The sequence below is a fragment of the Streptomyces sp. NPDC050759 genome, from assembly GCF_044456945.1.
Lineage (GTDB): Bacteria > Actinomycetota > Actinomycetes > Streptomycetales > Streptomycetaceae > Streptomyces.
Genome location: NZ_JBITGI010000008.1, coordinates 1 through 25,671, shown reverse-complemented (window position 1 = coordinate 25,671; position 25,671 = coordinate 1). Strand labels below are relative to the sequence as shown.

Below are 25,671 nucleotides of genomic sequence, written 5' to 3'. Positions count from 1 at the left end.
AGCCGCCCCGCAACGGGCCGTAGAAGAGCCGGTTCTGGCGGTCAGGCCCGTGGAATGTCCCTGCCGGTCGGCCGGTACTCCAGCAGCACAACCCGCCCGTCCAGGACCCGGTGGCCGATCAGGGCCAGGTCGGCAGAGGCGATGCCCGCGAAGAACGGCTCGCGGCCCGACGCCCCCAGCAGCAAGGGGAACGTCATGAGCCTGAGCCGGTCGACGAGGCCGGCGCCACACAGCTGCCGTGCCACGGAGAGGCTCCCCATGGTGCGGAGCGGTACGTCACTCTCGCGCTTGAGCCGGCTGACCTCGGCGACGACGTCGTCCCGGCAGACGCGGGTGTTCGGCCACGAGGCCGCCTCCAGTGTCCCCGAGAACACGACCTTGTTCAGCCGGGCCAGCCGATGCGACGACGCGTCCCACGCCTCCTCGGGCAAGCCCGCGAGCGCCTCGTAGGTCCGTCGTCCGAGGATCACGAGTTGCGGCAGGGCGAGTTCGGCGGTGATCCACTCCTCGAGCTCGGGGCCGGGGTATCCGAAGTAGCCGGGCGAGGTCGCCCCGCCGGCCCATCCGTCGACGGAGAGGAACACATCGACGATCAGGGGCTGTGTCCGGGTCTGCATGGCCGGTCCTCCGGGTTCTCGTGTGCCGTGACCCTTGCACCGGATACGTCGGAGCCGAGCCGGACTTCTCGACACGCACCACCCCGCCCACCGCGGCGCCGGGCACGGCGCGGAGCCCGCACCACATCGACCCGTCCCGAAAGGCCGGCGCATACGATCCGGTGGGCCAAGCGGTCGCCCCCGCACCGGAGTTGACGGGTCGGGGGTCGGAGGTCACTCCAGGCGTTCCGCGGTGGCCGCGAGGTGCCGCTCGTCGGCAGCGGTCAGTCGGGGGCTCCTGGACGTCACACAGCCGGTCGGGGCAGGGGGCTCTGAGACTCCGGTCCCGCATCCCGCACCTTGGCGACGGCCACCGCCATCTGCTGTCGCAGCTCCTCCGGCACCTGCGCGCCGTGGACGGCTCCCACCAGGTCCTGCGCGAGGTGGTGCAGCTTGGTGTTGGTGTTCTGGGAGGCGGTGACGAGCACCGTCCAGGCGTCCTCGGCGCTCAGCCCGAAGGTGGCCATGACGATCCCGCGGGCCACGTCGATCGTCGGCCGGGTCCGCATCGCCCGGCGCAGCTGGTCGACCTCCAGGCGCAGCTCCTGGTCGACCTCCACGGCCTGGGACCGCTCGTCGGGGACCGGCGCGTGCTCGGCGGCCGGGGCGTCGGAGTTTCCGGAGTCCTCGGTCACGAACAGCTCCCGGGCTCCGGTCAGGTCGAGCAGGCGTCCGACGGCCGGGCTGTACGCCTGGACGGTGACCGTCTTGCCCTGGGCGAGGGCCTCCCGGCGCAGGTCCAGCAGGAGGTTGAGGCCGCCGCAGTCGCAGAATCCGACTCCGCCCAGATCCAGGTCCACCCCGGTGGCCGAGCGGTCGAGGACGGCGTACAGCTCGGACTGGAGCGCCTGGGCTCCGATGTCGAACTCACCGCGGCAGGTGACGTCCGTCCGTTCCCCGGCCACCACGGCCTCGATCGTGGCCAGACACGGCGGACGCGCGTCCAGCGTGGTGAGGCGCTGCGCCGAGTGCGCAGGTTCCGGCATGTCCCTCTCCCTCATGTGCTCGGCTGCCTCTGCCTCTCAGGCTCTCTCTCCTCACCCACACACGTCAACTAATACATGAAATTACGTTCAGGTTTTTGAATGCGTGAATGTCAGATCGCTAGACTGCTGCCATGGATGGAGTGCCCGAATCTCACACCGGATGGACGTTCGTCACCAATCACGCACGGGTGCTGGCCGTGATCGCCGACAATCACAGCGCCCGGATCCGCGACATCGCGGCGCGCTGCCGCCTCACCGAACGCGCCGTCCAGAAGATCATTTCCGATCTGGAGCAGGACGGATACCTCTCGCACGTACGGGAGGGTCGCACCAACACCTACCGCATCGAGCCGGGCAAGGTCCTGCGCCATCCCGCCGAGGCCGGCCTGACGGTGGCGTCACTGCTCTCCCTGCTCGTCCAGGACGAGGCGGACCGCACCCCGATGCCCGACAGCCGACGGCACAGTCCGGCCTGACGCGCGCACGGGCCCCACCCGCCCCGGCAGATGTCTCGTACAGCGGGAACACGCGCTCGTAGACCTGATGGCAGACGTGGCAGCCCCGTCACGGCGTCGTCGGCAGGCCTGGAGATCGATGGGCCGGATTGTCATGAATAGGGCGTTTCCGGAATCTGCCGACATACGGGCCGATGGCGGCACCCTGCTTCACTCGCGGGCGCCCGCGCCGAACCACCTGGGCAGCCGGTCGAGCAGTTCCCGCTGGTCCTCGCCGGCCCACGCCACATGGCCGTCCGGCCGCAGCAGGACCGCGGGCGCGTCCAGTTCCTCGCTGACGTCGACGACATGGTCGACCCGGTCCGACCAGCCCGCCACCGAGAGCCGGCCGGTCTGGTCGAGCAGCAGTCCGCGGCCGGCGTGCATCAGCCCGTAGAGGCGGCCGCGCTTCAGCGTGAGGTCCCGCAGGCGCCGGCCGAGCAGTTGATGGCCCGCACCGAAGTCGTAGCGGACACCGATCGCGGTGATCTTCTCGATCAGGTACCGGTTCACCTCGTCGAAGTCCATCAGCCGCGCCAGCAGCCGACGCACCGCCTGCGGCCCCGGCTCGGTGGACAACAGCTCCATCTGCGCACGGGTGTTGTCCAGCACGTCGGCGGCCACCGGGTGCCGTTCGGCGTGGTAGCTGTCCAGCAGGTCCCACGGTGCCCAGCCGGCCACCTCGGCGGCCAGTTTCCAGCCGAGGTTGAACGCGTCCTGGATACCGAGGTTGAGGCCCTGCCCGCCCACCGGCGGGTGGACGTGCGCCGCGTCACCGGCCAGCAGCACCCGGCCGACCCGGTAGCGCTCGGCCTGCCGGGTGGCATCGCCGAAGCGGGAGAGCCAGCGTGGTGAGTGCACGCCGAAGTCCGTACCGGCGACCGCCCTGAGCCGACGCTTGAACTCCTCCAGGGTCGGCGCGACCGAGCGGTCCCCGGTCACCGCCTCGGCGGGCACGACGACGCGGTACAGCCCGTCCCCGACGGGTCCGAGGCCGAACAGCTTCTGGGTCCGCCGCACTTCGCTCACCACGGCGGTCACCGTCTCCGGCGGCACGCCCACCTCCATCGCGCCCAGCAGGATCTCCACCTCGGCGGGCGCGCCGGGGAAACCGACACCGAGCAGCTTGCGCACCGTGCTGCGGCCGCCGTCGCAGCCGACGAGATAGCGCGAGCGCAGCCGTGTGCCGTCGGCGAGTTCGGCGCTCACCCCGTCGGCGTCCTGGCTCAACCCGACCAGCTCGCAGCCGCGCCGGATCTCGGTGCCGAGCTCGACGGCGTGCTCGGCCAGCAGGCGGTCGGTGACCGTCTGCGGAATGCCAAGGACATAGGCGTGCGCGCTGTCCAGCCGGGCAGGCCAGGGCTTGTCGATGGCGGCGAAGAAACCGCCTGCCTCCAACCGCCTGCCGTGCGCGAGGAACCGCTCCAGCAGCCCGCGCTGGTCCATCACCTCGATGCTGCGCACGTGCAGACCGAGCGAGCGGACGATCTCGGTCGGCTCCGCGGCCTTCTCCAGCACGACCACCCGCACACCGTGCAACCGCAACTCGGCGGCCAGCATCAGACCGGTCGGTCCGCCACCGGCGATGATCACATCGAACACTGAAGTCCCCCGTTTCCGCAGGTACTGGCCTCGGACAGGGATTGTGCGGCACCCCCGGGGCCTTGCCGCAAGGCCCCCCGTGGGCTATACGTTGAAGAGGGCAAGGAGGTGGACCTCCTTGCCTTTGCTCATGTGTCCACGCGGCTCATGTGTCCACGCCGAGCGCGGCTCAGCCCGACTGCGGTTGCAGGTAACGCGCCAGCAGGTCGTCCAGCGTCACCATGCCCGTGAGCGCGCCCGCCTCGTCGCGTACGACCGCCAGGGAGGCCCGGTTACGGCGGAGGAGGTCGATCGCGTCGGCGACCTTGGTGTCCTCCGTCAGTTCCGGGACCGGGCGGGCGAGGGTGCGCGCGGTGCCGGTGCGGCCCTGGGCGCGGGCGACCAGCGCGTCGCGGGCATGGAGGGAGCCGAGGACAAGGTCGCCCTCACGGACCAGCATGCGGGTGCGGTCGTGGTCGGCGGCCGTGCGCAGGATGGTCTCGAGGTCGGCGGCGCCGACCACCGAGGTGATCTCCGCGGCCGGGATCCGGAGGTCGGCGACGGGGGTCTCGGGCTCGGTGAGCGAGCGGGTGAGCAGCTCCGAGTCGGCCTCGCTGATCAGTCCGAGCCGCTTCGACTCCTCGACCAGGTGGGTGAGTTGCTCCCGGTTGTGCACCGCGGCCAGTTCGTCGCGCGGGGTGACCCGGCACAGCCGTACCAGTGCGTTGCTCATCCTGTTCAGCACCGAGATCAGCGGCCGGACGACCTTGACCACGCCCCGGAAGGGCGGCGCGAGCAGCATCGCGGAACGCTCGGGATGGGCGATCGCCCAGGACTTGGGGGCCATCTCGCCGAGCACCATGTGCAGGAACACCACGACGACCATGGCGACCACGAAGGCCACGCCGTAGCTGACCGCGCTGGGCAGGCCCACGTCGTGCAGCAGGGGGTCGAGTTCGTGGGAGATCGCGGGCTTGGAGACCGAACCGAGGCCCAGGGTGCAGACGGTGATGCCCAGCTGCGCGCCGGCCAGCATCAGCGACAGCTCGCGCATCCCCGCCAGGGCCGCCTTGGCACCGCGCCGGCCTTCCGCCGCGGCCTTCTCCATGCGGTGCCGCTTGGCGGCGACCAGGGCGAACTCCGCAGCGACGAAGAACCCGCTGCCGATCAGCAGCAGGACGGTGACGAAGAGCGCCATCGGGAAGCTCATGCCCGGCCCTCCTCGGTCGACTTCTGGATGCGGACGCGCTCGGGCACATGGCGGTCGAGGGTCCGTACGTCGATCACCGCGTGCCCGCCGTCCGCCAGGTCGACCGTGATCCGGTCGCCGATCGCCGGGAAGCGGCCGAGGCGGTCCACGACGAGTCCTGCGACGGTGTCGTAGTCCTCCTCCTCGGGCAGTTCGACGCCGGTGGCGTCGGCGATCTCGTCGAGGCGGCGGCCCGCGTCGACCAGCCAGCCCTGCCCGTCGGGCACGGCGGGTTCGGTGACGGTGTCGGTCTCGTCGGCGATGTCACCGACCAGCTCCTCGGCGATGTCCTCGTAGGTGACGATGCCGGCGACTCCGCCGTGCTCGTCCAGGACGACCGCGAACTCGTCGTCCCGCTCCCGCATCTGCGCGACCGCCTCCGGCAGCGGAAGTGTGTCGGGCAGCAGCAGCGGGCTGCGGGCGAGGGCGCCCGCGGTGGCCCGGGTCAGCTCATGGGCCGGCAGGCGCATCAGCTCGCGTACGCCCAGAACGCCCGGGACGTCGTCGGGGTGGTGGCCGAGGACGGGGTAGGTGGAGTGGCCGTGCTTGGCGATCAGGTCGACGGCCTCGGCCGCGGTGGCGTCCCCTCGGACGAAGACGGCGTCGACGCGCGGCACCATCACCTCGTCGAGGGTGCGCTCGGAGAACTCCAGGGCGTGGTCGAGGAGTTCGGCGGTATCCCTGGGCAGTTCGCCCTGTTCGTGGGACTCGCCGATGAGGTGGCCGAGTTCCTCGAGGGTGGCGCCGTGGTGGAGTTCCTCGACGGGTTCGATGCCGGCCTTGCGGAGCAGGCGGTTGGCCGCGCCGTCGAAGACGTGGACGAGCGGCCCGACGACCTTGAGGTACCCGAGCGTGGAGGGCGCGAGGGCCTTCGCGAGCCGCTCCGGGACGGCGATCGCGAGGTTCTTCGGGGCCAGCTCGCCCAGCACCATCTGGACGACGGTGGCCAGGACGAAGGCCAGCCCGACGGAGATGCCGCCGACGGCCCCCTCGGGAACGCCCATGCCGGTCAGGGCGGGTTCGAGCAGCGCGGAGACCGACGGTTCGGCGATGAAGCCTACGACCAGGCCGGTGACGGTGATGCCCAGCTGGGCGCCGGAGAGCATGAAGGACAGCCGCTCCAGCACCGTCAGCGCGCGGGCGGCCTTCCGGTCCCCGGCCTCCGCCTCGCGGGACAGGGCGAGCCGGTCCGCGGAGACGTAGGCGAACTCCTGGGCGACGAAGTAGCCGGTGCCGGCGGTCAGCAGGAACACGGCCAACAGGCCGAGGACGGCACTCGTGGTACTCAACGGCGCGTCGATCGTGTCGGGCGGGAGTCCGTCGGTGTGGCGGACACGGGCTTGCTCCTTCGGTAGTGAGGTGCGCTGGGTGAACGCCCGGGGCGAATGCGGCGTTCCCGGATCTGGCATCCGTGCGGCGGGGCCGCCCGGCGGTCAGGCGGCGGCCGGCGTCGGCCCGACCAGCTCGGACAGGACGTCCTCCATGGTCACGAACCCGAGGACGGCCCCCGTCTCCCCCGTCACCGCCGCCAGATGGCTCCCGCCGGCGCGCAGCGCGGTGAGGGTGTCGTCCAGCGGGGTGTCGATGCGGACCCGGGTGACCGGGTGCAGGGCGGCGCGGGGGAAGGGCCGGTCGCGGTCGGTGACGCCGAGGGTGTCCTTGATGTGCAGATAGCCCAGCAGGGTGCCGTCCGGGCCGGTGACCGGGAAGCGGGAGTAGCCCGCCTCGGCGGCGACCCGCTCGAGCCGGGCCGGGGTGACCGAGACGTCCACGGTCCGCATCTTCCGGTTGGGGACGAGGATCTCGCCGACCGGCCGGGTGCCCAGCTCCAGCGCGTCCCGCAGCCGCTCGCCGTCGGCGGGCGAGAGCAGTCCCGCCTCACTGGCGTCGACGACCATGCGGGCAAGCTGGTCGTCGGTGAACACCGACTCGACCTCGTCCTTGGGCTCGACGCGCAGCAGCTTCAACAGGGTGTTGGCGAAAGCGTTGATGCCGAACACGAACGGCTTCAACGCCCGCGTGAGGGCCACGAGAGGCGGTCCGAGCAGCAGGGCGGTCGGCACGGGGGCCGCGAGCGCGATGTTCTTCGGGACCATCTCGCCGATCAGCATGTGCAGATAGGTCGCCAGCGACAGGGCGATGACGAACGCGATCGGGTGGATCAAGCCCTGCGGGATGTGCGCCGCGTGGAAGGCGGGCTCCAGCAGGTGCGCGATGGCCGGTTCGGCGACCGCGCCCAGCACCAGCGAGGAGACGGTGATGCCGAGCTGGGCGGTGGCCATCATCGCGGAGAGGTGTTCGAGACCCCACAGGGTCATCCGGGCCCGCTTGTGGCCGGCACGCGCGCGTGGCTCGATCTGGCTGCGGCGCACGGAGATCAGGGCGAACTCGCCGCCCACGAAGAAGGCGTTGGTCAGCAGCGTCAGGGCGCCGACGAGCAGTTGGACGGCGGTCATCGGGCTTCCTCCCCGGTCCGCACCAGGGACGGTGCGGTGATCCGGACGCGGTCGGCCCGGTGGTGGTCGACCTCGAGGACCTCCAGACGCCAGCCGCCGTCCACCTGGACGTCGTCGCCCTTGGCGGGGATGCGGGCGAGGCGGGTGGCGACCAGTCCGGCCACGGTCTCGTACGGCCCCTCGGGCGCCGTGAGCCCTATCTCGCCGAGCCGGTCGACACGGACCGAGCCCTCCGCCTCCCAGGCCCGCACTCCGGCGGGCCGCAGATCGGGTATCTCCACGGGGTCGTGCTCGTCGCGGACCTCTCCGACGACCTCCTCCACGATGTCCTCGACCGTCGCCACGCCCGCGGTACCGCCGTACTCGTCGATGACGACGGCCATGGTGCGCCGCTCCCGCATCCGCTCCAAAAGGCGGTCCGCCGTCAGCGAGGAGGGGACCAGCAGGGGTGCGGTGGCCAGCTCGGTGACCGGCGTGACGGCCCGCTTCTCCGGCTCCAGGGCGAGCACGTCACGGATGTGCACGGTGCCGATGACCTCGTCCAGGCTGTCCCGGTAGACCGGGAAGCGGGACAGGCCGGTGGCGTGGGTGAGGTTCGCCGCGTCGGCGGCGGTGGCGTGCGCTTCGAGGGCCTTGACGTCGACGCGCGGCGTCATGACGTTCTCGGCGGTCAGCTCGCCCAGGTGCAGGGTGCGCACGAACAGTTCGGCGGAGTCGGCCTCCAGGGCGCCCTCGGCGGCGGAGTGCTCGGCGAGCGCGACCAGTTCCTCGGGGCTTCGGGCGGAGGCCAGCTCCTCGGCGGGCTCCAGGCCGAAACGCCGTACGAAACGGTTCGCGGTGTCGTTGAGATGGCGGATGAAGGGGCCGAAGAGGGCCGTGAAGGCGCTCTGCGGTCCGGCGACCACCTTGGCGACGGCCAGCGGGCGGGAGATCGCCCAGTTCTTCGGGACCAGCTCGCCCACCACCATCAGCACGACGGTGGACAGGGCCACGCCCAGCGCGGTCGCCACCGGCGCGGCGGCTCCGCCGAGGCCGACGCCCTCCAGTGGGCCCCTGAGGAGCACCGCGAGGGAGGGTTCGGCGAGCATGCCGATCACCAGCGAGGTGACCGTGATGCCGAGCTGGGCACCGGAGAGCTGGAGGGTCAGACGGCGTACGGCCTTCAGCGCGCCCTCGGCGCCGCGCTCACCGGCCTCGGCGGCTCGTTCGAGGTCACCGCGCTCGACGGTGGTCAGGGAGAACTCGGCCGCGACGAACACGGCACAGGCCAGCGTGAGGAGCAGGGCCAGGACCAGCAGCAGGATCTCGGTCACCGGTGCACCCCCGCCCGTCCGTGTGGGGGGAACGCGGCGCGGCCGGTACTGGGAGGCTCACCCATTGCGGAACTGTGGCTCCTTCTTGGCGGGGCAGGTCGCTTCCAATAGTAAAGGACGGGCAAAGCAACCTGGGGGCCACGACCACATCGGCTGTATCACCTGGTCTTCCCCTCCGCCCCTGGTCTGCGGGTACGCTGCCGGTCCGGCGGGCGTCTCGTCCGACCCAGGTGCCCACCTCTGACGGAGGCCTTCCCCATGTTCGGACTGAGTGAGCTCGCGATCATCCTGATCGTCGTCATAGCGGTCATCGCCGTCAGGAAGGGTCCGGAACTGACCCGTACCGCGGGCAGGTCGGCACGCATCCTCAAGGCGGAGGCGCGTGCGGCCACGGCGGGCGACCCGGAACCCCAGGTCATCCAGGGAGAGGTCCTCCGGCCCGGGACCGCCGCGGGAACCGAGCAGAGCCCCGGCACACGCTGAGAAGCGGGACGCCGGGAGTACGGGTTTCCCCTGCAGGCCGGCTCCGCGATGCCCCATGATGAGCGGGCCATGTACCTGCCGACCACCACGACTCGCGCGCCTCTGCCCGTTCTGCGGGCCGCGGTGTTCGCCGTCGTCGGTACGGTGCTCGGGGTCAGCGCCCACCATCTGCTCGCCGAGGGCCCGGTGCCCTGGAGACAGGGTGCAGCCGCGACCGCCGTGCTCTTCGCGGTGGGTCTCATCGGTGTGCAGCGGCCCCGCAGCCTGGCGACGGTCGTCGCCTGCAGTGTCGCGGGACAGTCCGGGCTTCATCTGTGGCTGACGCTCAACGCGGCAGGGCATCACCATGGCGGACACCTGCACGACGCCCGCCCTGCGTGGCACGAACGGCTCTACGGCTCCCTCGCCATGACGGCGGCCCACTCGCTGGTCGCCGCGCTCGTCGCCGTGCTGCTGCACCGCGCGGACACGGCCTGCTGGACGGTGGCCCGCGGAGTGACGGCGGCGCTCGACGCGGTCCGGGACCGACTGGCCGCCGCCCGGCTACTGCTCTCCCGGCCCGCGTCACCCGCGCCCCCGGCCGCGGTGGTCGTCGTACCGACGTACGACGAACGGCCGCTCACGGCACGGCCGTTGCTGGCGCACACGGTGGTACGGCGGGGTCCTCCGGCGGCGAGCGCAGCTCTCGCCCACTGACCTCACCGGGGCACGCCGGTCCGGCCCCGCCGGACGGCCGTCCCGCCGTACCACCCTGCCTGGAGACCCGCATGTCCCGAATCACCCTGCCCCGCCTGTGCGTCGCGGCCGCCGGAGCCGCGACCGCCGTCCTCCTGACCGCCGTTCCGGCCGCCGCCCACACCGAGGTCGAGGCCGACAAGGCGCAGGCCCTCGCCGAGAACGTCACCGTCTCCTTCCACGCGGAGGCCGAGTCGGACACCTCCGGGATCAAGGAGGTGCGCGTGGTCCTGCCCGAGGGGATCACGCCGGCCGACGTGACGTACGGCGAGGGACCCAAGGGCTGGAGGTTCAGCGCGACCGAAGACGGCTACAGCGTCAAGGGCGCGGAGCTGAAGACCGGCGAGAGCGCCGAGTACTCCGTCGTCGTACGGCAGTTGCCCGACGCGGAGGAGGTGCCCTTCAAGACCCTCCAGACCTACGGCGACGGGCACGTCGACCGCTGGATCGAGCTCGACGAGAACGGCGAGAACCCGGCGCCGACGCTGAAGCTGAAGGCCGCGGCAGCGGGGGCGAAGCCGGTCAGCCCCGCCCCCAGCGCGTCGGCGTCACCGTCGCCCACCCCTGAGGAGACGACCCCCGCGGCCTCCCCGCAGGCCGCCGACACCGAGAAGGACGACGAGGGCGGGCTGTCCGCGGGTGCCTGGACCGGGATCGGCGCGGGGATCCTCGTCGCGGCGGCGGCCGTGGTCTTCGCGGTACGGCGGCGGGGCGGCGCCGAGGAGTAGGCGCACCGTGTGCAGGGTTTTCCCACCCGTCCTGGATGAATCCCCCGCCTCCGGGTAGGCCAGCCACACGGCGTAACCGGGAGATGGAGTGCCATGACCTGTGCGAACCTCCCTGCACGGCACGGGACCTGGGCGGTGGCCCTGGCTGTCACCGCCCTCGTCCTCACCGGGGCCTGTGACGACAACGACGGCGGTGGGGACGGCGGGGCCACCCGGACGGCCCGGTCCTCCGCCGCGGGGTCACCGGGCGCGACCACGGCCGGCGGCTCCCCGTCGCTCTCCGCCTCCCCGGCTCCGACCGCCACCGCGCCCTCGGATCCACGACAGGCCGAGCAGGACATCCGGGAGGCGTGGACGGTCCTCTTCGACCCGAAGTCCTCCCTGGACCAGCGCAGTGACGTCGTCGAGGACGGCGACGAGAACGCCCTGATGATCGACAACCTGTTCCGCGACCCGAGCGGCAGCAAGCTGCGCGCCGAGGTGACCTCGGTGTCGTACACCTCGGACGTGCGCGCCGAGGTGGCCTACGACCTCACGCGCGAGGGCCGCCGGCTGGACCCCGGCGGCCCGGGAGCGGCCGTGCTCCAGGACGGCGACTGGAAGGTCGCCCTGCGTACGGTCTGCGCGCTGACCCGGCACGCGGAGGACGCCCCCGAGGCCCCGAGCTGCGTGGTACCGCCCTCCAGCCCTGCCCCCGGTGCTGCCTCCAGCCCTGCCGGAACAGGTCGTTGAGCTCCGTCCGGGAGAGCTGATCGGCGGCGTACGCTGCCCACGTCCCACGCGTTGGGGAGCAGAGAGCAGCCCTCCCGGTGACTCTGAACGGAGGGCGGTGCGGAGACGTACCGTACGCCGACGGCCTCGGTGCACTGCCGTGGCACAGCCCTCCCTAGAATGAGCCCGATGACCAGGCCCGACCACCTTCCCGCACGACCGCCCCTGTGGCGGGCGTTGCTCGTGCTCGGGATGCTGGTCGGGGTGCTGGCCATGCACGGGCTGGCTCCAGGGGGCGGGCCTCACGGCCACGAGGGCTCGAGTCCCGCGCACATGACGACCGTCGCGGTCGGCGTCGACGCGACCTGTCACGACGGTTGCGGGTCCGGGCACCTTCACCATGCCGACGCGACCTGCGCCTCGGGCGCCGTGAGCGGTGGGCCGGTGTTGCCCGCGCTCGCTCCCGACCCCGCTTCCACGGCCGTGTCCGAGGACAGCCTGTGCCCCTCGGCGGTCACGTCTCAGGACGGCGCCCGCGCACCGCCCTCCCTCGCGGAACTCCAGCTCCTGCGGATCTAGACACGACGTGCTCCGTCACGTCCAGATCCCTTTCGCACAACAGGAGTTCCAGCATGCGTACCACCCGTTTCGCCGCCCTGACCGTGAGTGCCGTGTTCGCCCTCGCCGCCTGTGGGGGCGGCGACGACAGCGGCTCGGCCGCCTCGTCGCCCTCGGTGTCGGCCGAGGCCTCGGCCGGCGCCCACAACGCCCAGGACGTCTCCTTCGCCCAGGGCATGATCCCGCACCACCAGCAGGCCATCGAGATGGCCGGGCTCGCCGACGGCCGGGCCGCCTCCGCCCAGGTCAAGGACCTCGCCGCCCGCGTCGAGAAGGCGCAGGGGCCGGAGATCTCGACCATGACGGGCTGGCTGAAGACCTGGGGCGAGAAGGTCCCCGAGTCGATGCCCGGCATGGATCACTCCGGCATGGAGGGCATGGAGGGCATGGCCGGGATGATGGACAGCGCCGACATGGACAAGCTGAAGAAGGCCTCCGGCAAGGAGTTCGACTCCATGTTCCTGACCATGATGGTCGAACACCACGAGGGTGCCGTGGAGATGGCCACGACCGAGAAGGCCAAGGGCGAGTACAAGGCCGCCACGGCCATGGCCGGTGACATCGTCACCGCGCAGAACGCCGAGATCAGCGAGATGAAGAAGCTCCTCGGCGAGAGCTGACCCGTCCGCGTGCCGCCACGGTGCCCGCGCCGCTCGGTGCGGGCACCGTGGCCTGTCGGCCTTCCACGCCCGGTGACCGGACGGTTCACGGGTCCTTCTCCGGGCACCCGAAAAGGGACTCTCCGGATCCGCGAGGAGCGACAGTGACGACAGGGCGACTCCCCGATCACGAACAGCGCATTCTGGACGAGGTGGAACGCGCCCTGCGCCGCGACCGCCGACTGGACCGCCGCCTGCGCACCGGGCGGCTGCGCCGACGGCCCGACCTGTCCCGGGTGACGCACTACCGGCCGCACGTCCTGACCGTGGTCCTGCTGCTCGCGGCGTCGGTCGCGCTGCTGGTCACCGGGATCCTCACCTCGCGGCCCGCGGTGATCTGGACCTTCGCGGCCGTTTGGCCGCCGGCCCTGTTCGCGGTGTTCCGGCTGGTGTGCCGGTGGACGGAACGCTGACCGTCAGCCCTCCCCCGGTTCGAAGCCCGGCTCGAAGGCCGACTCGATCGGCCGCTCGTCGACCAGGACCCGCCCCTGCGGCGGCCCGGTGAGCAGCGCGCGGACGGCGGTCAGAACGTCCGGCGCCACATGATCGGCCCGCGCCGTCTCCTCCGGCCGGGTCCGCTCGTCCGGTACGAGGATCCCGTGGGCGCCCGCCCGGGCCGCGGCCTCGGCGTGCGCGGCCGTGCCGACGACCGCGCAGTCCGCCGGCGCGGTGCACACCCGGCCCGCCGCCCAGAGGATCAGGCCCGGTTCGGGCGGACGGCAGTGGCAGCCGTCGTCGGGCCCGTGCGGGCACACTCCCCAGATGTCGAAGGGGCCGAGGAGGTCGTCGACGCGGTGGTTGACGGCCCGTACGTCGGCGTCGCTGAGCCGTCCGTGCCCGGCACCCGGTTGCAGGGCGACGAACCCGGTGCGGACACCGTGCAGGCGCAGCATGCCGAGCGCCTCCTGGGCACCGGGCGCCGGCCGCACTCCGTCGGGGCCGGGCGGGTCTTCGGCGAGGATGCTGTCTCGGTCGAACAGCACCGTACGCACGCGCGTCATCCGGCCACCTCCCGGCTCTCGTGTGCGCTTCTTCCTCTCCGCGAGTAACCGCGCGGGACCGGTCCATGCGGCGCGGCGCGATCTACCAGGTCAGGAGGGGGCGCCGGGGCGAGCGGTGGATCATCGTCGACCGCATGCGACCGGCTGCCCGACCGCGAGTCGGAGCCGTCGACAGGGGCAGGGTGCCGGGGCCCCGTCCAGGGCCGGGTTCGCCCGCGGTACGCCGGCTCGCCCGCGTCCCCCTGCGCCAAGTATGTGAGTCCCCTATGAAATCCCCGCTGAGCAGGACCGACTCCCTAAGATCAGCCCGTGGTCACCTTCCTCCTCGAACGCACGGCCCCGCTCTCCCCGGACGAGGCCTGGCGCCGCCTCACCGAGTGGCCCCGCCACGGCGAGGTCGTCCCCCTGACGCGCGTCACCGTCGTGCCGCCGGGCCCGACGACCGAGGGCACGCTCGTCGTCGCCCGTTCGGGGATCGGCCCGCTCGCCTTCGCCGACCCCATGGAGGTCACGGTGTGGCGCCCACCCGCGGAGGGCGTCTCCGGCCTGTGCCGCCTGGAGAAGCGCGGCCGGGTGGTGAGGGGCTGGGCCGAACTGGAGGTGCACCCGGGTCCGGGCGGCCGCGCCCGCGTGATCTGGCGGGAGTCGCTCCGGGTCCCTTTCCTGCCCGGCCTGTTCGCCCCTGTGCTGCGGGGGTCGGCCCGGTCGGTCTTCGGGCGGGCCCTGAACCGGCTGCTGCGGGGCACCTGACGGGCGTGCAAGAGTGGGCGCCATGACGGCAGTTGACGGTACGACCATGCAGGTGGACGAGGTCGAGGAGCTCGCGGTGGACGGGCTGCGGTGGCTGGTGGCCGCCGCGCGGGAGACGGCGGACGGCGGACTCGCCTGGCCGACCGCGCCCTCGCAGGAGAGGACCGACCCGACCCTATACAGCGGGACGGCGGGGATCGTCTCCGTGCTCCTGGAGGCATGGCGGCACCTGGGCGACGACGCCTACGCCGACCTCGCACTGCGCGCGGGCCGTGGCCTGGCCGCCGCCGTCGACGGCCACGAGGACGACTCCCTGTACTTCGGCCGGTCCGGCATGGCCCTCGTCCTGCACACCCTGCGCCACGAGCTCGACGACACCGCCTGCGGTACGGCGGCCGACCACGCGATGGCCCTCGTGCGCTCGCACTTCGACGGGGAGCGCTGGGGCGAGCTGTTCGAGCTGATGGGCGGAAACGGCGGAACGGGCCTGGCCGCGCTGGCGGTCGGCGATCCCGAGTTCGCCGTCCTCGCGGTGGAGCCCTATCTGCGGGCCGCGGAGAAGACCCCGTGGGGCGTCACCTGGCCGCACCGCCCGGGCCCGGAAGCCCGCTTCCACCACATGTCGCACGGCACGCTGGGCATCGCCTACGCCCTCGTCCGGATCGGCCACGCGACGGGCCGATCCGACCTGGTCGACCTGGGTCTTGCGGGGGTCGCGGACGTCGTGGCCCGCGACGAGGGCGGCCCGGACGGCTTCCTGGTCCGGCACTCCACTCCGCAACACCTCCCGGACCTGATCGAACCCATCAGCTACGGCTGGTGCCACGGCCCCAGCGGCGACGCCCAGATGTTCCGGCTGCTGCGCGACACCCAGGGCGACCCGGCCTGGGCCGCGCTCGCCGACCGCTGCTGGCACACGGTCGTCCACTCCGGTCTCCCGCAGCGCCTGCGGCCGGGGTTCTGGGACAACAACGGCCGGTGCTGCGGCACTGCGGGTGTCCTGGCCCTGGCCGGCGACCGGATCGCCGAAGGAGCCGGAGGGCAGGAGGCGTACGACTTCGCCCGGATCCTCGTCGCCGACCTCGCCGCCCGCGCGGTCCGGGACACCGACGGTGCCCGCTGGTCCAACGTCGAGCACCGGGCCACCCCGAGCAACCTCGAACCCCGCACCGACTGGGCGCAGGGCGGTGCGGGCATCGTGCGGGAACTGCTGCGCTTCGTCCGGCTGAGCCGGGGCGGTGATCCGAGGTACGCGTTCACGTGGCCGGACCAGCCCCTGGTGTCCGCTCAGGCCACCGACCCGATCCGGCGGACCGGTTCCGAGGTCACGTCGTGATGGATCGGCGTGTGCGCGCCGGTGAGGGAGACCCCGCTGCCGCCCCGCCGGCTCGCGACGATCTCCGCGGCGATCGACAGGGCCGTCTCCTCGGGCGTCCGCGCGCCGAGATCCAGGCCGATGGGTGACCGCAGCCGCGCCAACTCCAGCTCGGTCACGCCGACTTCGCGCAGGCGCTCGTTGCGGTCGAGGTGGGTGCGGCGGGAGCCCATGGCGCCCACGTAGGCGACCGGGAGGCGCAAGGCCAGCTGGAGCAGGGGGACATCGAACTTCGCGTCGTGGGTCAGCACGCACAGGACCGTCCGGGCGTCGACCTCCGTACGCTCCAAGTACTTGTGCGGCCACTCGACGACTATCTCGTCGGCCTCCGGGAAGCGCGCCTCGGTCGCGAAGACGGGGCGCGCGTCGCACACGGTGACCCGGTAGCCGAGGAACGTGCCGATCCGCACCAGCGCCGACGCGAAGTCGATCGCGCCGAAGACGATCATCCGGGGCGGCGGCACGGAGGACTCGACGAGCACGGTGAGCGGGGCGCCGCAGCGCGAGCCCTGTTCGCCGATCTCCAGGGTGCCGGTGCGGCCCGCCTCCAGGAAGGCGCCGGCCTCGGCGGCGATCGTGCGGTCCAGCTCGGGATGGGCGCCGAAGCCGCCGTAACCGGATACGTCCTCGGGTCGTACGACGAGCGCGCGGCCGACGAGTTCCCGCGGCCCGGAGACGATCCGCGCCAGCGCCGCCGCCCGGCCCCGCGCCGCGGTTTCGAGAGCGGCCGCGAGCACCGGGCGGACGGGGTCGTGGGCCCGGACCGGGGTGACGAGGATGTCGATGACGCCGCCGCAGGTCAGGCCGATGGCGAAGGCGTCCTCGTCGCTGTAGCCGAAGCGCTCGAGGACCGACTCCCCGTCCTCCAGAGCCTGTTGGCACAGTGCGTAGACCGCGCCCTCCACACAACCGCCGGAGACCGAGCCGATCGCCGTGCCGTCGGCGTCCACCGCGAGGGCGGCGCCGGGCCGGCGGGGCGCGCTGCCGCCGACGGCCACGACGGTGGCCACGGCGAAGTCGCGTCCCTGCTCGACCCACCGGTTGAGCTCGTCGGCGATGTCCAGCATGTCTCGGTCTCCTTCACAGCGGTTGCGTACAACAGCGGTTGCGTACGGGTGCGTTCGAGCGGCTAGTGCACGCCCATCCAACTCTCGATCGGGTTGAGGGCGTAGTACACCAGGAAGATCGCCGTCAGTCCCCACATGAAGGCGCCGATCTCCCGCGCCTTGCTCTGCGCGACCTTGATCGCGACGTACGAGATGACGCCGGCGGCGACGCCCGCTGTGATCGAGTAGGTGAACGGCATGATCACGACGGTCAGGAAGACCGGGATCGCGGTGGCGCGGTCGGCCCAGTCGACATGGCGGGCGTTCATCATCATCATCGCGCCGATCACCACCAGTGCGGCGGCCGCGACCTCGCCCGGCACGATCGCCGTGAGCGGGGTGAAGAACAGACAGGCCGCGAAGAACAGCCCGGTGACGACGGAGGACAGGCCGGTACGGGCGCCCTCGCCCACTCCGGTCGCCGACTCGACGAACACGGTCTGGCCGGAGGCACCGGCCACACCGCCGATCGCACCGCCCGCGCCGTCGATGAACAGGGCCTTGGACAGGCCCGGCATCCGGCCCTGCGCGTCGGCCAGTTTCGCCTCGGTGCCGACGCCGATGATGGTGGCCATCGCGTCGAAGAATCCGGCGAGAACCAGCGTGAACACGATCATGCCGACCGTCATCGCGCCGACCTCGCCCCAGCCGCCGAACTCGACGTTCCCGAAGATCGAGAAGTCGGGCATGGAGACCGCGCTGCCGTGCAGTTCGGGGGCGCCGCTCGCCCACTGCTTCGGGTCGACGGCACCGGTGGCGTTGAGGATCACGGCCAGTACGGTTCCCCCTAGGATGCCGATCAGGATCGCTCCGGGGACGCCTCGCGCCTGCAGCATGAAGATCGCGAGGAGGGTGAGGGCGAACAACAGGACGGGCCAGCCCGCGAGTTCACCCGTGGGGCCGAGCGTCACCGGGGTGGCCTTGCCCTGGTGGACGAAACCGGCCTTGTAGAAGCCGATCAGGGCGACGAACAGGCCGATGCCCATGGTGATCGCGTGCTTGAGGGCCAGCGGGATCGCGTTCATGATCATCTCGCGCAGGCCGGTGACGACCAGCAGCATGATGACCACGCCGTACATCACGCACATGCCCATGGCCTGCGGCCAGGTCATCGCGGGCGCGACCTGTGAGGACAGCACGCCGGAGACGGACAGGCCGGCGGCGAGGGCGAGGGGCACCTTGCCGAAGAAGCCCATCAGCAGCGTGGTGAAGGCCGCCGCGAACGCGGTCGCGGTGATGAGTGCCTTCTGGCCGAGCGTGTCCCCCGCCGCGTCCTTGCCGGACAGGATCAGGGGGTTGAGCAGGAGGATGTACGCCATCGCCATGAAGGTGGTGACGCCGCCGCGCAGTTCACGCGCGACCGTGGATCCTCGCCGGGATATGTGGAAGTACCGGTCGAGCCAGGACCTGCCGGCCGGGACGCGGGTGCCTTCTCCCGCGTCGTCGGCGACGGTCGCCGGCTCCAGTGACTGCTGGGTCATGTGGGCCTACTCCCAAGGTTCACAGGGGCACCCGTCAACCGCCTTTACGGCTGCGGGATTTGGGAAGGTGTTTCGGCCGCACGACCCGGGGGACGGCCCGAGACGAACGAACTGGGTACTCCGGGCGGCGCGGCGAGGTGTGACGTTCCCGGTGCCGCCCGGAGAGACCTGCTATGCCATGCCCGTGAGGTGTTCCGGGCGTACCGGCGTCCTGTTCAGCTCCAGCCCCGTCGCGTTGCGGATCGCCGCGAGCACGGCCGGGGTCGAGGACAGGGTGGGTGCCTCACCGACGCCGCGCAGCCCGTACGGCGCGTGGTCGTCGGCGAGTTCGAGCACGTCGACGGGGATGGTCGGCGTGTCGAGGATCGTGGGGATCAGGTAGTCCGTGAAGGAGGGGTTCCTGACCTTCGCCGTCTTCGGGTCGACGATGATCTCCTCCATCACCGCGACGCCCAGGCCCTGGGTCGTACCGCCCTGGATCTGGCCGATGACGGACAGCGGGTTCAGCGCCTTGCCGACGTCCTGCGCACAGGCCAGCTCGATCACCTTGACCAGCCCGAGCTCGGTGTCGACCTCGACGACCGCGCGGTGGGCGGCGAAGGAGTACTGGACGTGTCCGAAGCCCTGCCCCGTCCGCAGGTCGAAGGGCTCGGTCGGCCGGTGCCGCCACTCCGCCTCGACCTCGACGCTCTCGCCCTCGAGCACGTCGACCAGGTCCGCGAGGACCTCCCCGCCGTCGGTGACGACCTTGCCGCCCTCCAGGAGCAGCTCGGCGGTGGCCCAAGCGGGGTGGTACGAACCGAACTTGCGGCGCCCGAGCTCCAGCACCTTCTCCCGGACGAGTTCGCAGGAGTTCTTGACGGCGCCGCCGGTGACGTACGTCTGACGGGAGGCCGAGGTCGAACCCGCCGAGCCCACCTGCGTGTCGGCGGGACGGATGGTCACCTGCGTGACGCCGAGCTCGGTGCGGGCGATCTGCGCGTGGACGGTGACCCCGCCCTGCCCGACCTCCGCCATGGCGGTGTGCACGGTGGCGACGGGCTCGCCGCCGACCACCTCCATGCGCACACGCGCGGTCGAGTAGTCGTCGAAGCCCTCGGAGAAACCGACGTTCTTGATGCCGACCGCGTAGCCGATACCGCGGACGACGCCTTCGCCGTGCGTGGTGTTGGACAGACCGCCCGGCAGCTGCCGTACGTCGGCCGCCTCGCCGGCCGCGAGCCACTGCTGCTCCGGAGGAAGCGGCATCGCCTTGACGCGGCGCAGGAGTTCGGCGACGGGCGCCGGAGAGTCGACGGGCTGGCCGGTCGGCATGATCGTGCCCTGTTCCATGGCGTTCAGCTGCCGGAACTCCACCCGGTCCATGCCGACCGCGTCGGCGAGCTTGTCCATCTGCGCCTCGTAGGCGAAGCACGCCTGGACCGCGCCGAAGCCGCGCATCGCGCCGCAGGGCGGGTTGTTGGTGTAGAGGGCGATGGCCTCGATCTCGACGTCGTCGACGACGTACGGCCCGACGCCGAGCGAGGCGGCGTTGCCGACGACCGCCGGCGAGGCGGAGGCGTACGCGCCGCCGTCGAGGACGATCCGGCACTTCACGTGGGTCAACTTGCCCTCGCGCGTGGCCCCGTGCTCGTAGTACAGCTTGGCCGGGTGCCGGTGGACGTGCCCGAAGAAGGACTCGAACCGGTTGTAGACGATCTTGACGGGCTTGCCGGTGCGCAGTGCCAGCAGACAGGCGTGGATCTGCATCGACAGGTCCTCGCGGCCGCCGAAGGCCCCGCCGACGCCGGACAGCGTCATGCGCACCTTGCGCTCGGGCAGGCCGAGGACGGGCGCGATCTGGCGCAGGTCGGAGTGCAGCCACTGGGTGGCGATGTAGAGGTGGACGCCACCGTCCTCGTCCGGCACGGCGAGACCCGACTCGGGACCGAGGAAGGCCTGGTCCTGCATGCCGAAGGTGTACTCGCCCTTGACGACGAAGTCGGCCTTCTTCGCGGCCTCTTGGACGTCACCGCGGAGGATGGGCTGCCGGTGCACGATGTTCGGGTGCGGGACGTGTCCGACGTGGTGGTCGTCGCGGCCCTCGTGGACGAGGATCGCGTCGGGGGCGGTCGCGGAGGCCTCGTCGGTGATGACGGGCAGCTCGCGGTACTCGACCTTGATCTTGGCGGCGGCGCGGCGGGCCGTCTCCGGGTGGTCGGCGGCGACGATCGCGACCGGCTCGCCGTGGTGGCGGACCTTGCCGTGGGCGAGGACCGGGGTGTCCTGGATCTCCAGACCGTAGTTCTTCACCTCGGTCGGCAGGTCGTCGTACGTCATGACGGCGTACACGCCGGGCAGGGCGAGGGCCTCGCTGGTGTCGATGGACACGATCTCGGCGTGCGCGACGGTCGAGCGGAGGATCTGCCCCCAGAGCATGTCCTCGTGCCACATGTCGGACGAGTACGCGAACTCACCGGTGACCTTGAGGGTGCCGTCCGGGCGGAGGGTGGACTCGCCGATGCCGCCCTTGGTCTTCGAACCCTGGGTGATTTTGGTGGGGGTGCCGTTAGGAGTGGACACGTCAGACCGCCTCTCCCTGCCGGGCGGCCGCGAGGCGGACCGCGTCCATGATCTTCTCGTAGCCGGTGCAGCGGCACAGGTTGCCCGAGAGCGCCTCACGGATGTCCGCGTCGCTCGGGTTGGGATTGCGCTCCAGCATCTCGTCGGCGGCGACCAGCAGCCCCGGCGTGCAGAAGCCGCACTGGACGGCGCCGGCGTCGATGAACGCCTGCTGAACGGGGGAGAGTTCGGTGCCCTCACCAGTGTGGGAGTCCTTCTGGGAGTCCTGACCCTCCAGCGCCCGGTGCCCGCACGACCGCTGCTTCGCGTAGTCCGCGAGTCCCTCGACGGTCACGACCTCGCGCCCCTCGACCTGCCCGGCGGCGACGAGGCACGAGCACACCGGGACGCCGTCCAGCCGGACCGTGCAGGACCCGCACTCGCCCTGCTCACAGGCGTTCTTCGAACCGGGCAGCCCCAGCCGCTCGCGCAGCACGTACAGGAGGGACTCGCCCTCCCACACGTCGTCGGCTTCCTGCGGACGTCCGTTGACAGTGAAGTTGACGCGCATTACGCAGCTCCCTCCGTGCCGGCGGCGGTGCCGCGGTACGACTCCCAGGTCCAGGTCAGCGTGCGGCGGGCCATGATGCCGACCGCGTGGCGGCGGTAGCTCGCCGTGCCTCTGACGTCGTCGATCGGGCTGCAGGAGGCGGCGCACAGGTCCGCGAACTGCTTGGCGACCGAAGGGGTGATGATCTTCCCGTTGTCCCAGAACCCGCCCTCCTCGAGAGCGGCGTTCAGGAACTCCTCGGCGGCCTTGGCCCGAACGGGCGTGGGAGCGGCCGAACCGATCCCCGTCCGCACGGTCCGCGTCTCGGGATGCAGGGCGAGCCCGAACGCGCACACGGCGATGACCATGGCGTTCCTCGTCCCCACCTTGCTGAACTGCTGGGGTCCGTCGGCTTTCTTGATGTGCACGGCGCGAATGAGCTCGTCGGCGGCCAGCGCGTTGCGCTTCACGCCGGTGTAGAACGCGTCGATCGGGATGAGCCGTGATCCGCGCACCGACTCGACCTCGACCTCGGCGCCGGCCGCGAGGAGGGCGGGGTGGGCGTCACCGGCCGGCGAGGCGGTACCCAGGTTGCCGCCGACACCGCCGCGGTTCCGGATCTGCGGAGAGGCCACGGTGTGCGAGGCGAGGGCCAGGCCCGGGAGCTCGCCGCGCAGGCTCTCCATGATCCGGGTGTACGGCACGGAGGCGCCGAGCCGCACGGTGTCCTCGCCGACCTCCCACTCGGTGAGGTCGCCGACGCGGTTCAGGTCGAGCAGGTACTCGGGCCGCCGATGGTCGAAGTTGATCTCGACCATCACGTCGGTGCCGCCCGCGATGGGCACAGCGGTGGGGTGCTCGGCCTTTGCGGCGAGCGCCTCCTCCCAGCTGGCGGGGCGAAGGAAGTCCATGACCGGCTCTCTTCTTCGTCTTGGGGGTCGTACGGATCGAGCCAGATCGTGTGCGGCGGGCCCGGCTCGTTCATGTGCTGTTCACGCGGAATGGAGCCAGTACACAGCGGTGTACTCCGACGGGGTCAGTCACGGAAACCATGAAGGAGTTGGCTGGTCGGGGGCATCATCTTGTAGATTCATATGAACGGAGGTCCTCAGTAACCTCCATGTTTTCCTGCGGAAACGTGCGACACACCCCACGTGACCTGGGACACAGCCCCGGAGACGGCGAGAAGCCGCTCCCCCTCCCCCGACCCCTCCCCTCCATCGTAGATTTCAAGACAAGGAACGGCGGCGACGAGAATGCGGCTGCGCGCACTGCTGGACACCGACGCGCTGGGCCTGCGGCTGCTCGGCGGCGAGGACGAACTGGATCGCACCGTGCGCGGGGTGATGACGACGGACCTGCGCGACCCGAGCCGCTACCTCTCGGGCGGGGAACTGGTCCTGACGGGCCTCGCCTGGCGCCGGGACGCCGCCGACTCGGAGCCTTTCGTACGGCTCCTCGTGCAGGCCGGAGTGGCCGGGCTTGCGGCCGGTGAGGCGGAACTGGGCAATGTCCCCGAGGACCTGGTGGTCGCCTGCGTCCGGCACCGCCTCCCGCTGTTCGCGGTGCACGAGTCGGTGGCCTTCGCGACGATCACCGAGCATGTCGTACGGCAGGTCTCGGGGGAGCGGGCCGGCGACCTGGCGGCCGTGGTGGACCGCCACCGTCGCATGATGACCTCGGGTCCGGCGGGCGGCGGCCCGGACGTGGTCCTCGACCTCCTGGGCTCCGACCTGGACCTGCGCGCCTGGGTCCTGTCCCCCACCGGCCGCCTGATCGCCGGCCCGAAGGTGGCGGGCCCCGGCCTCCCGGCGGACACGTGCGCGAAGCTCGCGGCGGAACACCTGGCCGCGGCCCGCACAGGCCGCCGGGGCCCCCACAGAGTCACGCTCGGCACAGCAACGTACTCGCTCTTCCCGGTCCGCAGCAGCGGCCGCTCCCCCCAAGCCTCAAGGGACGTGCGCGAAACCGTCCTCTCGGACTGGCTGCTGGCGGTGGAGGCGGACGCAGGCGACTGGCCGGAGGAACGCCTGGACCTCCTCCGGGGCGTCACCCAGCTGATCGCGGTCGAGCGGGACCGCAGGGACGCGGCCCGCACGGTCCGCCGCCGCCTGGCCCAGGAGGTCCTGGAACTGGTCCAGACGGGAGCGGCACCGGCCGAGATCGCCGCCCGCCTCAGGGTGGCCGCCCCGGTCCTCCTCCCCGGCCTGGGAACGGCCCCCCACTGGCAGGTCGTGGTGGCGAAGGTCGAATGGCAGGACGGCGACCTGGAGGGCGGCGCCATGGCCCAGTCCCTCCTGGAGGAGATCCTGGTGGACCCGCAGGCGACCGGCCCCGAACCCTCCGACCGCATAGCGGTGGCCCACACCGGCGACGAGGCGATCGCGCTGGTCCCCCTCCCCGCGGTCCCGACCGAACACGACGGCTCGGAGACGGGCATCCTGGCGGACGCCCTCCTGGAGTCGGTCCGGGACCCCCTCGCGGCCGGCCTGGACGACGACGGCAGGGTCACCCTGGGCGTCAGCGCGTCGGTCCACTCGGCGGAGGGCCTCAGAGGCGCCCTGGAGGAGGCCCGCCACGCCCGCAGGGTGGCGGCGGCCCGCGCCGGCCGGGTCTGCGCGGCAGGCCACCAGGAACTCGCTTCGCACGTCCTGCTGCTCCCCTTCGTCCCCGACGACGTACGCCGTGCCTTCACTGCCCGCCTCCTCGACCCGCTCCGCGACTACGACCGCCGCCACCGGGCCGAACTGATCCCCACGCTGGAGGCCTTCCTGGACTGCGACGGCTCCTGGACCCGCTGCGCGACCCGTCTCCACCTGCACGTCAACACGCTGCGCTACCGCGTCGGGCGGATCGAGCAGTTGACGAGCCGGGACCTCTCACGCCTCGAGGACAAGCTGGATTTCTTCCTGGCACTGCGGATGAGCTGACGTCCGCGACCCCCCGGACTCCCCCGACTTTGTGAATTCCTTCACCCACCCCCTTGGCCGGGCCCTCCGTTTCGTGCTGAGATGCCGCCACCACTCATAGCTCGACGGCGCGCTCGGGGAGGGCAACGTGGCGCATACCGCCATGTCCGGTAACGGAACGACCGCCGGTGACGATCCACTCCAGACCGCGGTATGGCGGCTGCGCTCCCGGGCCTGCTGGACCGACGCGGCCGCCCTGCTCCAACCGGTCACCGCGCAGGCGGCTCTGCAGAGAGCGGCACTTCTGGTGGAACGCTGCCTGTACACGGAACAGGGCTGGCCGGAGGCGGAGGACGCACTGCGCACCGCGGAGGCGCTGGCCCACAGCGACGGCGAAAGGGGAGCGGCCGCTTGTGAACGAGGGCAACTTGCGTACGCCTCGACTCTCCACGGGGTCCGTGACCGCGCGGACGAGGCGAGGGCGGCGCTGGGCCGTGCGGCGGCGCTGATCCCTCCGGGGGTGGAGGCGAGGGCACTGCTGGACTTCCGCCGGGGCCTGCTGGCGGAGAACCTGGCCCACGCTCCCCAGGCGGCCCGAGCGGCCTACCGCCGCGCCCACGCGGGCGCCACGGCGCACTCCGATCCCCTGCTGCTGTCCTTCACTTGGCGCCACCTCGCCGGACTCGCCCTGCGGGACGGCGAGTTGGCCGAGGCACGGCACGGTTTCGCCGAATCACTCCGGATCCGGGAGGAGTTGGGCTACCTCGTGGGAACGGCACCGGCCCTCGCATCCCTCGCCGACGCGGAGGTGGAACCGGAGGCATCCCGGCTCCGCGAGGAGGCGAGGCGGTTGTACCGCTTGCTGGGGGGCGTACCCACGTGGCTGGCACGGCAGTTGACCCCACCGGCGGCCACGGCGTGAGGTGACCGGGGACGCCTACGAGGGTGCCGGGTCAGGTAGTCGGGCGGCTGCGGGCCGGTGGGGGCTGGTCGCGCAGTTCCCCGCGGGCCGCGTGCGCGGGGCTTGAGCCGGGCGCCTATGGGAGTGCCGGGTCAGGTAATCGGGCGGCTGCGGGCCGGTGGGGGCTGGTCGCGCAGTTCCCCGCGCCCCTAGGGGGTTGCAGTCATCCCCGCCACGACGGACCGTTCGCCGCATCGCGCGGCACGACGGGCCGCAAGCCGCGTACGGCGGCAAGGGGCCGGGGTGGGGGGTGTCCGCCCGCAGCGGCCGGCGTCCGTCACCGAGCCCTGTTAAAGCAACCGAGCCGCCGGACCGAGGACGGACACCC

Annotated in this window: 25 protein-coding genes; 12 read left to right on the top strand and 13 right to left on the bottom strand. The window is 71.8% G+C overall.

The annotated features are described in order from the left end of the window. Positions 1–41: 41 nt before the first annotated feature. Both ACIBJB_RS23570 and ACIBJB_RS23565 read right to left on the bottom strand, forming a co-directional pair. Entirely contained in the window at positions 42–617 is a 576-nt protein-coding gene (locus ACIBJB_RS23570; protein WP_398933079.1) for a dihydrofolate reductase family protein, read from the bottom strand. A gap of 284 nt (positions 618–901) precedes the next feature. After that, positions 902–1,642: an ANTAR domain-containing protein gene (locus ACIBJB_RS23565; RefSeq protein WP_398933078.1), complete on the bottom strand. Its 741-nt coding sequence runs from the start codon at positions 1,640–1,642 to the stop codon at positions 902–904. Between the two features lie 131 nt (positions 1,643–1,773). Here ACIBJB_RS23565 and ACIBJB_RS23560 point away from each other — a divergent pair, with 131 nt between their 5' ends. Continuing rightward, positions 1,774–2,118 (top strand): helix-turn-helix transcriptional regulator, encoded by a 345-nt coding sequence (locus tag ACIBJB_RS23560; RefSeq protein WP_398933077.1) that lies wholly within the window; start codon positions 1,774–1,776, stop codon positions 2,116–2,118. Positions 2,119–2,307: 189 nt separating this feature from the next. Here the strand turns inward: ACIBJB_RS23560 and rox are convergent, their stop codons facing one another. The 5 genes from rox to ACIBJB_RS23535 form a co-directional block, all read right to left on the bottom strand. Continuing rightward, a complete protein-coding gene (gene rox, locus ACIBJB_RS23555; RefSeq protein WP_398933076.1) occupies positions 2,308–3,738 on the bottom strand; it encodes a rifampin monooxygenase in 1,431 nt (476 codons plus the stop codon). Positions 3,739–3,907: 169 nt separating this feature from the next. Then, a complete protein-coding gene (locus ACIBJB_RS23550) occupies positions 3,908–4,927 on the bottom strand; it encodes a hemolysin family protein (protein ID WP_398933075.1) in 1,020 nt (339 codons plus the stop codon). After that, complete coding sequence (locus tag ACIBJB_RS23545) at positions 4,924–6,255, bottom strand: hemolysin family protein (RefSeq protein ID WP_398933074.1); 1,332 nt, start codon at positions 6,253–6,255, stop codon at positions 4,924–4,926. Before ACIBJB_RS23545 ends, ACIBJB_RS23550 begins: the two co-directional genes overlap by 4 nt. A 144-nt stretch (positions 6,256–6,399) precedes the next feature. Beyond that, positions 6,400–7,422: a hemolysin family protein gene (locus ACIBJB_RS23540; RefSeq protein WP_398933073.1), complete on the bottom strand. Its 1,023-nt coding sequence runs from the start codon at positions 7,420–7,422 to the stop codon at positions 6,400–6,402. Further along, positions 7,419–8,735, bottom strand: a complete 1,317-nt coding sequence (locus tag ACIBJB_RS23535) for a hemolysin family protein (RefSeq protein ID WP_398933072.1) — start codon at positions 8,733–8,735, stop codon at positions 7,419–7,421. The genes ACIBJB_RS23540 and ACIBJB_RS23535 overlap by 4 nt, the downstream gene beginning before the upstream one ends. A gap of 258 nt (positions 8,736–8,993) precedes the next feature. Between ACIBJB_RS23535 and ACIBJB_RS23530 the strand changes: the two genes are divergently transcribed. The 7 genes from ACIBJB_RS23530 to ACIBJB_RS23500 all read left to right on the top strand — a co-directional run bounded on the left by ACIBJB_RS23530 (position 8,994) and on the right by ACIBJB_RS23500 (position 13,082). Next, positions 8,994–9,218 carry a twin-arginine translocase TatA/TatE family subunit gene (locus ACIBJB_RS23530; protein WP_398933071.1) on the top strand — a complete coding sequence of 75 codons (225 nt, stop codon included), beginning with the start codon at positions 8,994–8,996 and terminating at the stop codon, positions 9,216–9,218. Positions 9,219–9,287: 69 nt separating this feature from the next. Then, positions 9,288–9,914, top strand: coding sequence for a hypothetical protein (locus ACIBJB_RS23525; protein WP_398933070.1), 627 nt, complete (start codon positions 9,288–9,290; stop codon positions 9,912–9,914). 71 nt (positions 9,915–9,985) lie between these two features. Next, positions 9,986–10,681 (top strand): DUF1775 domain-containing protein, encoded by a 696-nt coding sequence (locus ACIBJB_RS23520; RefSeq protein ID WP_398933069.1) that lies wholly within the window; start codon positions 9,986–9,988, stop codon positions 10,679–10,681. Between the two features lie 93 nt (positions 10,682–10,774). Continuing rightward, the gene (locus tag ACIBJB_RS23515; protein WP_398933068.1) at positions 10,775–11,413 is read left to right on the top strand and encodes a hypothetical protein; all 639 of its coding nucleotides are present in this window, start codon (positions 10,775–10,777) and stop codon (positions 11,411–11,413) included. Between the two features lie 168 nt (positions 11,414–11,581). After that, positions 11,582–11,971, top strand: coding sequence for a DUF6153 family protein (locus tag ACIBJB_RS23510; protein WP_398933067.1), 390 nt, complete (start codon positions 11,582–11,584; stop codon positions 11,969–11,971). A 53-nt stretch (positions 11,972–12,024) separates the two neighbouring features. After that, positions 12,025–12,630 (top strand): DUF305 domain-containing protein, encoded by a 606-nt coding sequence (locus ACIBJB_RS23505; RefSeq protein ID WP_398933066.1) that lies wholly within the window; start codon positions 12,025–12,027, stop codon positions 12,628–12,630. 143 nt (positions 12,631–12,773) lie between these two features. After that, positions 12,774–13,082 carry a DUF3040 domain-containing protein gene (locus tag ACIBJB_RS23500; RefSeq protein ID WP_398933065.1) on the top strand — a complete coding sequence of 103 codons (309 nt, stop codon included), beginning with the start codon at positions 12,774–12,776 and terminating at the stop codon, positions 13,080–13,082. A gap of 3 nt (positions 13,083–13,085) precedes the next feature. On the opposite strand, the gene ACIBJB_RS23495 is transcribed toward ACIBJB_RS23500, so the two are convergent. Next, positions 13,086–13,670 (bottom strand): HAD-IIIA family hydrolase, encoded by a 585-nt coding sequence (locus ACIBJB_RS23495; RefSeq protein WP_398933064.1) that lies wholly within the window; start codon positions 13,668–13,670, stop codon positions 13,086–13,088. Between the two features lie 309 nt (positions 13,671–13,979). Between ACIBJB_RS23495 and ACIBJB_RS23490 the strand changes: the two genes are divergently transcribed. Both ACIBJB_RS23490 and ACIBJB_RS23485 read left to right on the top strand, forming a co-directional pair. Further along, positions 13,980–14,420 (top strand): SRPBCC family protein, encoded by a 441-nt coding sequence (locus tag ACIBJB_RS23490; RefSeq protein ID WP_398933063.1) that lies wholly within the window; start codon positions 13,980–13,982, stop codon positions 14,418–14,420. A gap of 22 nt (positions 14,421–14,442) precedes the next feature. Then, entirely contained in the window at positions 14,443–15,756 is a 1,314-nt protein-coding gene (locus ACIBJB_RS23485; RefSeq protein ID WP_398933062.1) for a lanthionine synthetase LanC family protein, read from the top strand. Here ACIBJB_RS23485 and ACIBJB_RS23480 read toward each other — a convergent pair. From ACIBJB_RS23480 to ACIBJB_RS23460, 5 genes are all read right to left on the bottom strand, one after another. Beyond that, positions 15,708–16,862, bottom strand: a complete 1,155-nt coding sequence (locus ACIBJB_RS23480) for an XdhC family protein (RefSeq protein WP_398933061.1) — start codon at positions 16,860–16,862, stop codon at positions 15,708–15,710. The two genes, ACIBJB_RS23485 and ACIBJB_RS23480, sit on opposite strands and share 49 nt — an antisense overlap. 62 nt (positions 16,863–16,924) lie before the next feature. Further along, positions 16,925–18,382 carry an NCS2 family permease gene (locus tag ACIBJB_RS23475; RefSeq protein WP_398933060.1) on the bottom strand — a complete coding sequence of 486 codons (1,458 nt, stop codon included), beginning with the start codon at positions 18,380–18,382 and terminating at the stop codon, positions 16,925–16,927. Between the two features lie 171 nt (positions 18,383–18,553). Then, positions 18,554–20,944: a xanthine dehydrogenase family protein molybdopterin-binding subunit gene (locus ACIBJB_RS23470; protein WP_398933059.1), complete on the bottom strand. Its 2,391-nt coding sequence runs from the start codon at positions 20,942–20,944 to the stop codon at positions 18,554–18,556. A 1-nt stretch (position 20,945) separates the two neighbouring features. After that, positions 20,946–21,494 (bottom strand): (2Fe-2S)-binding protein, encoded by a 549-nt coding sequence (locus tag ACIBJB_RS23465; protein ID WP_398933058.1) that lies wholly within the window; start codon positions 21,492–21,494, stop codon positions 20,946–20,948. Beyond that, a complete protein-coding gene (locus ACIBJB_RS23460; RefSeq protein ID WP_398933057.1) occupies positions 21,494–22,384 on the bottom strand; it encodes an FAD binding domain-containing protein in 891 nt (296 codons plus the stop codon). The genes ACIBJB_RS23465 and ACIBJB_RS23460 overlap by 1 nt, the downstream gene beginning before the upstream one ends. A gap of 345 nt (positions 22,385–22,729) precedes the next feature. On the opposite strand from ACIBJB_RS23460, the gene ACIBJB_RS23455 reads away from it, so the two are divergent. Next, entirely contained in the window at positions 22,730–24,403 is a 1,674-nt protein-coding gene (locus ACIBJB_RS23455; protein ID WP_398933056.1) for a PucR family transcriptional regulator, read from the top strand. Positions 24,404–24,530: 127 nt separating this feature from the next. Then, entirely contained in the window at positions 24,531–25,304 is a 774-nt protein-coding gene (locus ACIBJB_RS23450) for a hypothetical protein (protein WP_398933055.1), read from the top strand. The last annotated feature ends 367 nt before the right edge of the window (positions 25,305–25,671 follow it).